This is a genomic window from Pandoraea horticolens (assembly GCF_902459555.1).
In the GTDB taxonomy this organism is placed as follows: Bacteria; Pseudomonadota; Gammaproteobacteria; order Burkholderiales; family Burkholderiaceae; genus Pandoraea; species Pandoraea horticolens.
In genome coordinates, this window is sequence record NZ_CABPSM010000004.1 from 158127 (window position 1) to 171516 (window position 13390).

Sequence of the window (13390 nt, forward strand, 5' to 3'; positions counted from 1 at the left end):
CGACGCGTCGTGCGTTTCGACGATGCCTTCGGCGCGGGGCGACCCCCGCGTTTTTCCGTCCGCCCCACTCCCCGTGGGCCACCCCGGCACCGCTTCGGACAAGTGTCTCGATTCACGAGAATCTTGCGTTGCGAAGGGGGCGCGGAATCCACATTTCCCTGCTTGCGCACCGCCCTACGCGCTGAAACAATGCCGAAAAATGGTGACCACGCCGATGGTCACTTCCGAGTCGTCGTTGAGATCACGCCTGGGAGGGTCGTGCCATGACGCCGAATACGCGCCGCACCGTCGCTTGCGGCCAAAGCGGAATCGCCATCGCGCGCGCCGCGTTCGTTCTTGTTGCCGCCGGATTCGTTACGGCCAACGTCCATGCGCAGGAGGCCATGCTGCGCACCAACAATCAGGTATGGATCGGTGCCGGTGCCCAGCAGTTGCACTACTGGGAGAACATCGCGCCAGGCAGGAGCGATGCCGAACGCGGCACGACAGCGGCATTCGCGCTGGGCGCATCGACCCAGCGGCAGTTGTTCGGGGTGTCGAATCTCTACTTCAGCGGGGCGGTGCGGGTGGCGCACGGCAACGTCGACTATGGCGGCTATCTGCAAGACTTTGCGGGGCGCGTCGTCCAGCCGAATTACCAGACGAAGACGCGCTCGACGGCAACGGACGTCACGCTCAAGGCCGGTAAAGCCTTTCCGTTCCATCTCGGCACCTGGAATGCACAGGTGGTGCCCTACGTCAGCTACAGTTACCGGGACTGGATTCGCGACAGCAGCCGTGATCCGTACGGTTTTTACGAGCGCTATCGCCATCACGTAATTGGCGGCGGCCTCATGGGGCAGCTCGAACTGACGCAGAAACTGGTGGCAACGGCCGACATTCGTGCGGGCGCCATGGTGGGGGCATCGATGACGCTGGCGGGCTCGCAGAACACCTTCAACCTTGGCAACAAGCCGGTCGTCGTGGCGGGTTTCGGGCTCGACTACGCGGTCGCGCGCAACTTCCATGTGAACGCGACGTACGAGTGGTCGCGCTTCCAGTACGGTCGCTCGAGCGTCACGCAGGTGCAGCCGGGTGTGAACGCCTACGAACCCGATTCGAAGACGATCAACCAGACGTGGATGATCGGCGCAGGCTACGCGTTCTGACAAAAGCCAACGCCGCGCGGTCGGACGACTCGTGCGGCGTTATTTTTCCGGCAGTCATACCCTGGTGAGGTGCGATCAGGTCGCGCCTTCCACGTCCTCCAGACTGAACGTTTCGGTATGGTCGTTATACGAGAAGATCTCGGCATAACGGCCCCAGTTGATGGCGGTATCGAGCGTTTCCTGCGCGAGATCGTCCGACATCGAATCTTCCAGCTCCTGTTCGAAACGCACGCGCGGCGCGCGCTGCCCGCGACGCTCTTGCAACACCGAACGGATCTTTGCGGCGAGCGGCACGTGACGCAGCAGATGCTCGGCGAACAGCACTTTGCGTTCCTGCGTGCTCACGTCCACGAAACGCTTGCCGGCGGCGGTCAGCAGAATGTCGCCTTCCTTGAGTTCCGCGAAGCCCAACTGATCGAGAATTTCGGCCACCGGGAACAGGTCGTCCACTTCGAGCAGCAGCGTCTGGGCGATTTCCGGCAAGTCGGCGCGGCCGTTGTAGGGCGGTCCGGCGAGCGCTTCGAGCAGACCGGCCATCAGGTTGGTCGACACTTCGTGCAACGGGCTCGACAGTTCCAGCGGCATCTTCTGCGTGGTGTGCGCGTTGCGGCGCGACGTCATCAATGCGTAGATATCGTCGACCATCTTGCGGAAGGCCGGATCGAGCCGGTTGCGACGGTGCGGGAACGGCACCTTGATCTCGGCGACCACCCGGCCCGGGTTCGACGACAGCACCAGAATCCGGTCGCACATGAACACAGCCTCTTCGATGTTGTGCGTGACGATCAGGATCGATTTGATCGGCAACTGACGCTGACTCCACAGATCGAGCAGGTCGGTACGCAACGTCTCGGCGGTCAGTACATCGAGCGCGGAGAACGGCTCGTCCATGAGCAGCAGCGTGGGGTTGACCACGAGCGCCCGAGCGAAGCCCACGCGCTGGCGCATGCCGCCCGAGAGTTCGCGCGGATAGGCATTTTCGAAGCCGTCCAGACCGATCAGGTCGATGGCTGCGAGCGCGCGGCGGCGGCGCTCCTTCGGCTCGACACCGAGCGCCTCGAGACCGGCTTCCACGTTTTGCAGCACCGTCAGCCACGGGAACAGGGCGAAGGTCTGGAACACCATCGCCACGCCTTCGGGCGGGCCTTCAAGGGGCTGACCGAGGTAGCGGATGTCGCCCGAGCTGGGCTGAATCAGACCGGCGATGATACGCAGCAGGGTCGACTTGCCCGAGCCGGAACGGCCGAGCATGCCGACGATTTCGCCTTCGTGCAGTTGTAGATTCACGCCATCGAGCACTTGGCGCTCGTCGCCGCCCTTGCGGAAGCCGCGGCTGACGTTGGCGAGCGAGAAGATCTCGTTTCCGGCAATCGGTTGGTGGGTATCGTTCGGCATCACGGTCCCTTCAATTCAGGCGAAGCTTGTTTTCAGCGATGGCGTACATGGGGCGCCACAGCAAACGGTTGAACAATACGACGAACAGCGCCATCACGGCGATGCCCAGCAAAATACGCGGATAGTCGCCGGCGGCCGTGGTTTGGGCGATGTAAGCGCCCAGGCCGTGCGCGGCGAGTTTATCGTCACCCCACTGCACGTATTCCGAAACGATGGAGGCGTTCCACGCGCCGCCCGAGGCCGTGATCGCGCCCGTTACGTAATAGGGGAAGATGCCCGGCAGCATGATCTGACGCCACCACTGCCAGCCGCGAATGCGGAAGTTGGTGGCGGCTTCCTTGAAGTCGTTCGGGAAGGTTGTCGCCCCGGCGATGACGTTGAACAGGATGTACCACTGCGTACCTAGCACGATCAGCGGCGAGAGCCAGATGTCCGGGTTGGCATGGAAGTGAACGATAGCTACCACGAAGATCGGGAACAGCAGGTTCGCCGGGAACGCGGCGAGGAACTGCGCCAACGGCTGAATGCGCTCGGCGAGCTTCGGGCGCAGCCCGATCAGCACGCCCAGCGGCACCCACACCACAGAGGCAATGGCGATGAGCACGATCACGCGCACCAGCGTGATGAGACCAAGGCCGAACACGCGCAGGATTTCCGGGAAACCGACTTCGGCCAGCACGAAAGCGCAGATCTTCCACGCCGCGGTCAGCCCCATCGCCACCAGCAGCGCGGCCCATAACCAGTCGATCACGCGCGAGAGTGCGGTTCTCGATTCGGAATGGATTGAGACGGGTAGCGAGAACGGCATGCGCATGCGCGCAATCGTGCGCAGCAGCTTGCCGAACGGGCGCAGCAGGAACTGAATCGCGCGGGTGCGTTGAATGACGTTGAGCACCCACGACTCGGGGGCGGCCTGCGAGACCGTGTCTTCCAGACGGAATTTGTCGGACCACGCGACCATCGGCCGGAACAGGAACTGGTCGTAAATGACGATGACGACGACCATCGCCAGAATCACCCAGCCCACCGCTTGCAGATCGCGCTGCAAGATGGCCGTGGCGAGATACGCGCCAATGCCCGGCAGCGTGACGGTCTTGTCGCCCACGGTGATCGCCTCCGACGCCACCACGAAAAACCAGCCGCCCGACATGCTCATCATCATGTTCCAGATGAGGCCCGGCATCGAGTAGGGCACGTCGAGCTTCCAGAAGCGCTGCCACGGCGAGAGGCGCAGATTCACCGCGACTTCCGCCAAGTCGCGCGGCTGGGTGCGCATCGACTGGTAGAACGAGAACGTCATGTTCCACGCCTGACTCGTGAAGATCGCGAAGATAGCGGCGCATTCGGCGCCGAGCACGCGTCCCGGGAACAGGGCGAGAAAGAAGGTGACGGTAAACGAAATGTAGCCCAGCACCGGCACCGACTGGAGGATGTCGAGCATCGGGACGAGCAGCTTCTCGGCGCGGCGGCTCTTGGCGGCAAGCGTGCCGTAGATGAGCGTGAACAGGAGCGAGGCGACCATCGCCGCGAGCATGCGCAGCGTGGTGCGCAGGGCATATTCGGGCAGGTTGGCGGGGTCTAGCGAGATGACTTCGGTCTGCAGGTCGGCTAGCGGGGCCCAAGTCTGGCGAATGCCCGACGAGCTGACCATCAGGAAACCGATGATGAGCGGGAAGGCAATGAAATCCCAGCGATTGGGCAGCAGGCGTCGCGCAGTGGCGGGGATGAACGGACGGGCTACGCGCGTCATCAAGACCTCGTGTGGATGAGGGTTCGGACGGACAAACAGGACTCGGCGTCGGTATGCGGCACGGCAGCGACGCTGCGCGTGTGCAGGGACGGCAGCGGATGCTACCAGATTGACCCGCAAAATGATGTTAAAGCGCGTGGACTGGACTGGCAAATTCGGGCTTCGATGTGCGAATGTGGTTTTTATGCTGCAATGCGGTATGGCTTGTTTTGGCAGGCGATACCGAAGAGGCCGCCGTAGCGATCCGGGGGTGGCGAACCGGTATCCAGAGGACGATTTCGCGGGGCTGCGAGGGCGAAACCGTCACGTTGAAGATGTGAACTTTATTTGCGTTGCGCAGACCAATTCCCGCGGCTTGCTTCGCGCCGCGCGGTCGTGTAGTGTGCACCGCTCGATCGGGCCACGGCGCCTGTCGCCGGGGGAGTAGCAAGTTGCCCCGGCTTTCGTGTTGCTTGCCGGCCCGTCCCCTCCCATTCCTAGACAAGCAAGGATGCGCCGCATGACGACGCCATTAGACGCGCGTTGCGAGCGTGCACGACAACTGAGTGCCGCCGGCCGGCTCGACGAGGCGATCGCCGAGTTGCGCCTAGTACTGAAACAATCCCCTGAATTTCTCCCCGCTCTCGAAGGACTAGCCTACGTCTCGCTGCGTATGAACGCCTTCGAATCGGCTGCCGACGCGTTCGACCGTTTGATCGCTCTTGTGCCGCAGCCCGGCGCGCAGGCGAGCTTCGACGCCGCCATGGCCAGCCTCCAGGCCGGTCGCCAGATGCGTGCCGAGGCGTTGTTCGAAGCGACGGTGCAGCAGTCGCCGGACGTCATCGGCACGATGCACACCATTGGCCTGACCTGGGCGCAGGCGGGCGACAACGCCCGCGCGCTGATCTGGTTCGAGCGCACTGCGGCCAAGGCCCCGGCGCTGTGGCAGGCCCATTTCAACCGCGGACGTGCCCTTGGCGCACTGGGTCGCTACGACGACGAGATCGACGCTTACCGTCTCGCCAACGCCATTGCCCCCCAGCAGCCCGATCCACTGGTGAACCTTGGTGTGGCGCTGCGTGAGCGTCATGCGTTCACCGATGCGTTGCAGTGCTTTCGAGAGGCGGTAAAACGCTCTCCCGAGCATGCCGGGGCGCGCACCAACCGTGCACAGACCAATTTGCTGATGGGTGACTTCGAGCACGGCTGGCATGACTATGAATGGCGCTGGCAGGACGGCGGCCAGCGACGCCGTTTCAGCGACCGGCTCTGGGACGGCCGTGCGCCGCTCGCGGGCAAGACGGTGTTCGTCTATAGCGAACAGGGCCTCGGTGACACGCTGCAGTTCGTGCGGTTCGTGCCGCGTCTCGTCGAGATGGGCGCCAACGTCGTACTGTCGGTGCAGGTGCCGCTCGTCACGCTGCTCGGCGGCTTTGCGCGCCGGGTGACGGTGCTTGGCGAGCACATGCCGGTGCCGTCGTTCGACTGGCAACTGCCGTTGCTCAGCTTGCCGCATCTGCTGAAAGTGGGGGGCAACGTCGCTGTCCATTCGCCGTATCTGCGCTCGAGCGCCGGACGGGAGATGATCTGGCGATCGATGCTCGGTGCCAAGCCGGAGGGGACGTTGCGCGTCGGGTTCGCGTGGCGCACGCGTCCGTTCCCGCCGCACCGCGACGTCGCGCTTGCGCATTGGGCGCCGGTCTTCGGCACGAACGCACAGTTTTATTCGTTACAGGTCGACGCGACCGACGACGAGCGGGCGGAACTCGCCCGCTTCCCCAACGTGCACGACATCGGGGCGAAGCTGAGCGACTTTGCCGAGACGGCGGCCGTCATTGCGCAGATGGATCTCGTGATTTCGGTTGATACGGCCGTGCTCCACGTCGCCGGTGCGTTGAGCAAACCTGTCTGGGGGCTGGTCAACTTCACCCCCGACTGGCGCTGGCAATTGGCGCGCCGGGACAGCGACTGGTATCCGTCGCTCACGCTCTTCCGCCAGCCGCAACGCGGCGATTGGGATGGGGTGATGGTGCAGGTCGGTGTCGATCTTGCCGCCGCCGTGCAGGGCGAGTCGGCAGCGGCGTCGGCGCGGCAAGTGGGGCAGCCGGTGGCGTAGCCAGTGGTGGCGTCGGGAGGGCGCAGTCAGGCCGCCCGAGAACGACGCCGTTCGGTTCGAAACGGCGTCGGTCAAGCGTCAATGCGCATTACCCGGCATCGGCTCGGGTGTCCTCGTCGTCACGCAAGCGCGTGTAGATGCTCCAGCTAGCGATGAACAGCGCAGCGATCAGCGGCCCGATCACGAAGCCGGTCAGGCCGAAGAGCGACATACCGCCGAGGGTCGAGATCAGCACGACCCAGTCGGGCAGCTTCGTATCCTTGCCGACCAGAATCGGGCGCAACACGTTGTCCACCAGACTCACGATGGTGCCGCAGAAGACGAACAGCACCACCCCCCTCCAGATTTCCCCCGACAGCAGCAACCAAACCCCGACGGGCACCCACACGACCGCTGCACCCACGGCGGGCAGCAATGAGAGGAATGCCATCACCACGGCGGCGAGCACGTAGCCCTGAATGCCGAGTACCGCAAAGATGAAGCCGCCGAGTGCGCCCTGCGCCACGGCAACGGCGATGTTGCCCTTGATCGTCGCGCGCACGACGGTGGTGAACTGCCGGATCAGCAAGTTCTTGTGGCGCTCGTCGAGCGGCAAGGCGCGGTGCACCATCGCGCCGAGCGCGGTGCCGTCGCGCAGCAGGAAGAACAGCAGATAGAGCATCACGCCGAAGCTCACGAGCAGTTGGGCCGTGTTCTGGCCGATGCTCACGAGATACACCGCCACCAGGCGGCCGATCTGCGCCGCACCGTCGCCAAGCTTCTGCTGGATCGCGTTGACATCCTGCACGCCGGCGAGGTCCATCACACGATGTATGCTTGCGGGCAGCCGGTCGAGCAATTGCTGGAAGGCGATGGTGAGCTGCGGCAGATCGGCGCGGAAGCGAACGAGTGCCGTGCTGATCTCCTGCGTCAGCATGCCCACGACGAGTGTGAGCGGCAGAATCACGATCAGCAGAATCAGCGCGAGCGTCGTGAGGGCGGCCAGATTCGGGCGGCCGCGCATGCGGATCAGGATGCGGCGCTGCACCGGCTGAAATAGCACGGCGAGAATCGTCCCCCAGAAGACTGCGCCGAACAGCGGGAACAGAATCCACCCGAACACGATCGTCACGACGAACAGCATGAGGTGGAAGAACTTGCGCTGGTCGCTATGACTTGACATGAGGTTTCCTCGCAGGTGGCGGCGGCACAGACGGCACGCCAGTGGTTCTTATATCAGAAGCGGCCGTCGCGCCGATTTCCCGGAGGATTTGCGCCACGAGCGGATGACCCTCGCCGCGTCGCGAGCGAATGGCGTGAATGTCTTCGTGGACATCGCCTGGGCGGCCCAGCCAGCGCAGGCCGCGCAGCAGCGAAACATCGCCCGCGCCGGCTTCGCTCAGGGGAAAGACACCCATGCCTCGCGTGGCGAACACCGCCATGAGCGCGCTGTCTTCGAACTCACCGGCGATATTCGGGCGAACGCCCTGCGCCTCGAACCATTGATCGAGCCGGGCGCGCAAGGCCGAGTGACCCGTCGGCAGCAACACGGGCAGGTCGGTCAGGCATTGGGGAAACGCGTCGCGCGAGGCATGGCGCACGAGCGACGCCGGTCCGTACCAATCGACCGGCGACTCGACCAGACGCTCGCTTACCAGCCGCAAGGTGGGGTTGTACGGTGCGGGTTGGCTTGCCAGCACCAGATCCAGCTTATGCAGCGCGAGTTCGGCGAGCAACTGCTCGTGCTCGCCTTCGTGGCACACGAGCCGAAGGGAGGGGGTGCCGAGTATGGGCGCGAGGATCGCGTGCGCCGCCAGCTTGGAGATCCCGTCGGCCAGCCCGACCGCTAGCCGCGCGACCTGGCCGGTGGCGGCTTCGCGAACTTCGTCCGGGATCGACTGACCGAGCCGGAAGATCTCCTCTGCGCGCCGGAAGGCGGCCTGGCCGGGCTCTGTCATGGTGACGCCGCGCCCGGCCGGCTTGAGCAACTGGTGGCCCAGCGACTTCTCAAGCTCGCGCACCTGCGCGCTGATTGTCTGTACGGCCATGTCGAGGCGTTCCGCCGCACGGGCGAATCCGCCTTCCTTGACCACGACCCAGAAATAGTAAAGATGGCGGTAGTTCAACATATCGATAGGGACTTCGGAAAAACCGAACTGTTATGAAGTATATAGCTGGTTTTTACGAATCGTGAGTTCGGAGATGATGCTGTCCTGTGCCCGCAGCCCACATGCCTGCGGGAAAACGAAGGGGCGTGGCCGCTGGGCGGCAAATGCCCCGATAACCCTAGGGAATTTCTGGCGCACATATGGACTATTTACTTGCTTTGGCGGCTGACCCGGCGGTATGGGCGGCGCTTGTCACGCTGGTGGTCATGGAAGTCGTGCTTGGTATCGACAACCTGATCTTCATTTCTATCCTGACCAACAAACTGCCGTTGTCGATGCGTGCCCGCGCGCAGCGAATGGGCATTGGCCTGGCGCTGGTCATGCGTCTGGCGTTGCTCGGCACGGTGGCGTGGATCGCGAAGCTGACGACACCGCTCTTCGATCTGTTCGGCCACGGTTTTTCGTGGCGCGACCTGATCCTGATTGCAGGTGGTTTGTTCCTCGTGTGGAAAGCGACGAAGGAGATGCATCACCATGTGGCGTCGGCAACGGACGAGCCCGCGCACGGTGAGGATGCATCGACCGCAGGTACGGTAGCGACGATCACCACTCGTGCGGCCGTGGTACAGATTCTGATGCTCGATATCGTGTTCTCGATCGACAGCATCGTGACGGCCGTGGGCATGACCGAGCACATCCCGATCATGTTCATTGCGGTGATTGCGGCGGTGACAGCGATGCTGTTCATGGCCGGGCCGCTCTCGCGATTCATCGAGGCGAACCCGACCGTCGTCATGCTGGCGCTGGGCTTCTTGCTCGTGATCGGTATGACGCTGATCGCGGAAGGCTTCGGGTCGCATATCCCGAAGGGTTACATCTACGCGGCCATGGCATTCTCGGCGTTCGTCGAGGGGCTGAACATGATGACGCGTCGTGCGAAGGCACGTCGCAACGCGTAGAAGGTTCGCGTGCTGCACTAAGCGGTGCAGTGGTGGCGGGGTGAACGAGGCGGCGCCGGTGACAATCGGCGCCGCTTTTTTGCGTCTGTCGTGTCCGGCGCTTACGAACTTGAATGAATGGAAAGGCAGGTTTTTCCACGGTTCGGTGCCTGATGCATAAAGGACGTTGTCCTTTGTGTGACGTGGGGAAACGATGAAATGACCTGTATGCGTTACTCGGTTTCAAACGCTTCTATGACGAAGCACTTATCGTGGAATTTCCCGTAGAAGGGTTCATTGACGTCATTCTGCCAAGGTTTGCCTGGACGGATCTCGCGACATTGATCGGGAGGCACTCGAGTGTCTATTGGCGAGTCTTCGATCGTCAGGTGAAGGATGTTGAAAAAAAACTAATAGGATTCCGATTTTTCTTCTCAAATTGCATATCATTTACGAACGTTCCCGCTGCACGTGGAAACGTCAGCGCTTGTTGATGGCGACGAGAAAGGCCAAAGAATCAAGTGCGGCGTTCCCGCACTGCCTGGTCAGTTTTCCTTCTATGTCGCCATCAGCTTCCGGTTCGTTGAGATTGAGATACGTTTGATTTTGTTCTTATATTAAGGATTACTGAATAAATAGGTCGCTTGGCACGTCAATGATCAATGGGGGAATTTTCGCGACGTTGTTTGAGGCGGGAGGCTGGTGTGCGATACGCCTCATCGCGTCGATGTCGTTTTGTCTTGTCGATGTTCCAGATTTCTTACCTCATCAATGGAGTCGTTAGCATGCAACTCACATTCGATAGGCCAAGCATCAAGGACGATGCCTGGTACCCAACCGCTGACCTGACGGGTTTCAGGAGTGCATCGGGCGGTGGTGCTGAAATTCAAAAAGCGTTGGTTATCTCGTTTACCGCGCCAGGTAAGCCGACGGGAGGCGACGTCAACGTCGAGGCCACGCCGTGGAGAGCGTTTGGCGTAACGATCGAGGCCAGCGAAGTCGGTGGCGGCATCTTCGACGTCAAACTCACGCTTTCCCCCACCGACGGTGAGCCCATTAATACGAACGCGATCACCAAGGTGCGTATCGGGGTGAACAAGTTGTCTGCCGAGGGACCGGCGTGGTCTAGCTTTGAGGGCACGTTTGCCGCTGCTGCAGATGAGGACCCGCAGGTTATCGGCAAGCTGGTCGTCGACTGCGCTTCGGCGCCGCTGGGTCTTGAGTTGGTACAACCGGAAGTTCGCCTCACACGAGGCGAGAAGAGCGAGCGCCTGCAACCGTCGTTCGGTCAACAATCGTCGTTTGACGTGACGGCCGGCACTTATCGCATCAACGCCCCGGAACTGCGCAACGCGGCGGGTACCTTGCGTGCCTCCGTTGCCCTGCAACCCGACGAAGTTGTTATACGGCGTGGCGAATCTACCGACCTGTCGGTCAGATTCGGGAGCGTCGTGCGCAGCACGACGGTCGACGTGTCACTCGACTTTGCCGATATCCCGGGTTTGTGCGACGAAGAAATTCAACTGAGCTACTTGGAAGGCAACACGGAAAAGCACCGCTTCGTGCTGCGTTCCGGTCAGACTCACCGGATGGAGATGTTGCCACTCTCGGGTTCGTTCACCTTGCGCGCGGCCGATGTTCGACTGAACAACATCCATTACCAGATCGACGACTACGTCAAGCAACTCGACGGGCAGTATCACTTGGTGAAATTCACGCGCGAACAGGTTCGTCAGATGGATGACTCGCACCCCGACGCAGCCAAGTTCAGCATCGGCGTGAGCGTCGTGACACCGGTGGCCGAACGTTTTACGCTTCGCCTGGTCGATCACTCGAATCCGCCCCGGCAATACCGATTCGACGATATCCGTGTAGATAACTACAGCGCGGAACAGGCGGTGCTTGTGGCGCCGGGTGCTTACGAGGTCGTTGTCGAGTCGTTCATCTTCAATAGCGTTGTCCACTACATTGACGTCCAGCCGAATCCATTGTCGGTCGTGGGCAAGGTGCCTGCACGTGTGGAGGCCTCCGTTGTGGCAGGCGCCAATCTGCATGTGCCGGGCTTCCCTAACTTTCTGAGCTTCGGTGGGTGCGCAAACATGTCGCCAAGCAATGTGGACGACTTTGCCGCGGCCCGGGTCTCGTCGCTGTTCAAATATTCGGGTGACGATGGCATGGGCGACGCGGGTCACTATCTACCGCCAGGGAAGGAGCCGACACCGAGAATTATTCAAATGGCGCGTGACGTGTCTGCGAAACTCAACGATGCGCTTCCGGTGCTGCCGGTGATGATTTCGTATACGTGCAATCTGTCGTTGGGTAACGTCGAAGTCATCATCAGGGACCCGGAGCGCCACAAGTTCAGCTTTGCCAACTATATTCAGGCATTGCAAATGGCTCAGGCGACTCAGGATCCGGAGCATCCCGTGCCAGCGGGTTTTATCGTGAACCCGGATTATCTTGGCGAATGCCAGAAATATGGCTTTGCGCCCACCTACGCGATTCCCGTGCGGCAACCGCTTGCTTCGGCACTTGAATATCACGGCGTCGACTTTGAGATCCCCAGCGATATTACCGATACGCTTAAAGGTTACGTCAAGGCGGTGAACTGGCTTACCCGCGTCATCGCGCCGAGTGTGGTGCTTGGCTGGCAGCTCAACCTCTGGGGCGTGGCGGGGTCGCAGTGGGTGTACAGGGACTTTGAGTACGCGGAAGTATTCGATCCCGTCGATGGCCAGATGAAGAAGATGACGATCACACCGGAGCGCGCCGGGGAATTGATGGCGCAGTATGCCTTGCTCGTCGGTGTGTTCGACGACATTGCGTTCACGCGGCGCGATGGAGCGAGGGCCGTGGCCAAGGGCGCAGACTTCATGGCGGTCGACCGCTACGAAGCCGACGACTTTACGATTCGTTCGTACGCGAACGGCTATTGTTATTCGCCATATGAGTGGGAGCGAACCTTTGATTTCTGCGCGGTCCTCAGCCGTCATCTGCGCAAACCGGTGATGCCGTGGCAAATCCCGGCGAGCCATTTGGCCACGACGGCTGACCAAGTGGATGAGCCGCCGCGCGTGAGCGCTTCGGGCAATATTTGCGCCCAGCGTATTCGGGCACGGGCCAACGGTCACCGATATTCGGATGCCGAGCGCTCGGGGGGGCTCGGTTTCGACGAGCAACATTGGGGCAGTGGTGGCAGTTACCTGCTTGGACACCCGGAAATCGGCGCTGCTGTTGATGCGATTCATCCGTATCTGCTGAGTGTCGAGTTCAATCCCGTCTACGCGCCAACGATGGGTTCGAACGCGCGCGAACTTTTCTCGCGCCACGCATGGAATTTGTCGGCGCCGAAGTATCTCGACTTCCCGCAACGTGGCATCTTCTCGGTGCTGTTGGGCGGAGGCGCGACGACGGGCGTGGTCGGTGCCGTCGGGGATCCGAGCAGTTGGGTGCGCACACGCCTTGCCGCGTATCGTGAGAATCCCGTGACTTTCGAGCAGGGCAAGCGACGGACAATCGGTGTTGCCGCGCAGGCCCACGAGAATGGCTGGCGACCCAAACCGGTCAGGGTTGAACATCGGGCCATGGCGCTGCCACTAGGTAATCGGGATGTACCCGCCGCACCGGATTTACCGGCTGTGCAGGTGCCGCAGGCGCATCGTGGCGAGGGGTTTTCGCGGCGGGCAAAACCGAACGGGCAAAGCACTGACACCCTGAACTCTTGATAGGGAAAAAGAAGTGGCGCCCAGTGGGCGCCACATTTCGATTGCTGACGAACCCCATGTTTTCTTGAAACACGGGGTTTTGTCTTTCAGGTGTTATGCCGACGAAGCGATCGGTTTACGGACCAAGAAAGCGGCCTCCCTCGGTCTGGCGGTTCACCGCGCCATTGGACTTTGGATTAGCGGTATCTCCCTCATGGAGATACCGTCAGGCTTCCCCGCGTCGGCGCGCTTCGAGATAAGGAGGGGCTGGCT

7 protein-coding genes and 2 pseudogenes are annotated in these 13390 nt (G+C 61.8%); 4 read left to right on the forward strand and 5 right to left on the reverse strand.

Annotation, left to right across the window (positions count from 1 at the left end; translation table 11 throughout):
* Window positions 1–263: 263 nt before the first annotated feature.
* Entirely contained in the window at window positions 264–1148 is an 885-nt protein-coding gene (locus PHO31112_RS09180) for a hypothetical protein (RefSeq protein WP_150620239.1), read from the forward strand.
* A 75-nt stretch (window positions 1149–1223) separates the two neighbouring features.
* On the opposite strand, the gene PHO31112_RS09185 is transcribed toward PHO31112_RS09180, so the two are convergent.
* The 3 genes and pseudogenes from PHO31112_RS09185 to PHO31112_RS28160 all read right to left on the reverse strand — a co-directional run.
* Complete coding sequence (locus tag PHO31112_RS09185; RefSeq protein WP_150620240.1) at window positions 1224–2543, reverse strand: ABC transporter ATP-binding protein; 1320 nt, start codon at window positions 2541–2543, stop codon at window positions 1224–1226.
* Window positions 2544–2553: 10 nt separating this feature from the next.
* Window positions 2554–3192, reverse strand: a pseudogene (locus PHO31112_RS28155) (ABC transporter permease subunit); the annotation flags it as partial.
* A 185-nt stretch (window positions 3193–3377) separates the two neighbouring features.
* Window positions 3378–4293: pseudogene (locus PHO31112_RS28160) on the reverse strand (ABC transporter permease subunit); the annotation flags it as partial.
* A 499-nt stretch (window positions 4294–4792) separates the two neighbouring features.
* On the opposite strand from PHO31112_RS28160, the gene PHO31112_RS09195 reads away from it, so the two are divergent.
* Window positions 4793–6388, forward strand: a complete 1596-nt coding sequence (locus PHO31112_RS09195; protein WP_174995639.1) for a tetratricopeptide repeat protein — start codon at window positions 4793–4795, stop codon at window positions 6386–6388.
* An 88-nt stretch (window positions 6389–6476) separates the two neighbouring features.
* Here the strand turns inward: PHO31112_RS09195 and PHO31112_RS09200 are convergent, their stop codons facing one another.
* Window positions 6477–7550, reverse strand: a complete 1074-nt coding sequence (locus tag PHO31112_RS09200; protein WP_150620243.1) for an AI-2E family transporter — start codon at window positions 7548–7550, stop codon at window positions 6477–6479.
* A complete protein-coding gene (locus tag PHO31112_RS09205; protein ID WP_150620244.1) occupies window positions 7537–8496 on the reverse strand; it encodes a LysR family transcriptional regulator in 960 nt (319 codons plus the stop codon). Before PHO31112_RS09205 ends, PHO31112_RS09200 begins: the two co-directional genes overlap by 14 nt.
* A gap of 179 nt (window positions 8497–8675) precedes the next feature.
* On the opposite strand from PHO31112_RS09205, the gene PHO31112_RS09210 reads away from it, so the two are divergent.
* Entirely contained in the window at window positions 8676–9434 is a 759-nt protein-coding gene (locus PHO31112_RS09210; protein ID WP_150620245.1) for a TerC family protein, read from the forward strand.
* A 764-nt stretch (window positions 9435–10198) separates the two neighbouring features.
* The gene (locus PHO31112_RS09215; RefSeq protein WP_150620246.1) at window positions 10199–13138 is read left to right on the forward strand and encodes a hypothetical protein; all 2940 of its coding nucleotides are present in this window, start codon (window positions 10199–10201) and stop codon (window positions 13136–13138) included.
* Window positions 13139–13390 lie beyond the last annotated feature (252 nt).

Excerpts from the sequence above, each read along its gene's own strand:
- PHO31112_RS09210 (WP_150620245.1), top strand. The coding sequence starts at position 8,676 with ATGGACTATTTACTTGCTTTGGCGGCTGACCCGGCGGTATGGGCGGCG.
- PHO31112_RS09195 (WP_174995639.1), top strand. The coding sequence starts at position 4,793 with ATGACGACGCCATTAGACGCGCGTTGCGAGCGTGCACGACAACTGAGT.
- PHO31112_RS09215 (WP_150620246.1), top strand. The coding sequence starts at position 10,199 with ATGCAACTCACATTCGATAGGCCAAGCATCAAGGACGATGCCTGGTAC.
- PHO31112_RS09205 (WP_150620244.1), bottom strand. The coding sequence starts at position 8,496 with ATGTTGAACTACCGCCATCTTTACTATTTCTGGGTCGTGGTCAAGGAA.
- PHO31112_RS09180 (WP_150620239.1), top strand. The coding sequence starts at position 264 with ATGACGCCGAATACGCGCCGCACCGTCGCTTGCGGCCAAAGCGGAATC.
- PHO31112_RS09200 (WP_150620243.1), bottom strand. The coding sequence starts at position 7,550 with ATGTCAAGTCATAGCGACCAGCGCAAGTTCTTCCACCTCATGCTGTTC.
- PHO31112_RS09185 (WP_150620240.1), bottom strand. The coding sequence starts at position 2,543 with ATGCCGAACGATACCCACCAACCGATTGCCGGAAACGAGATCTTCTCG.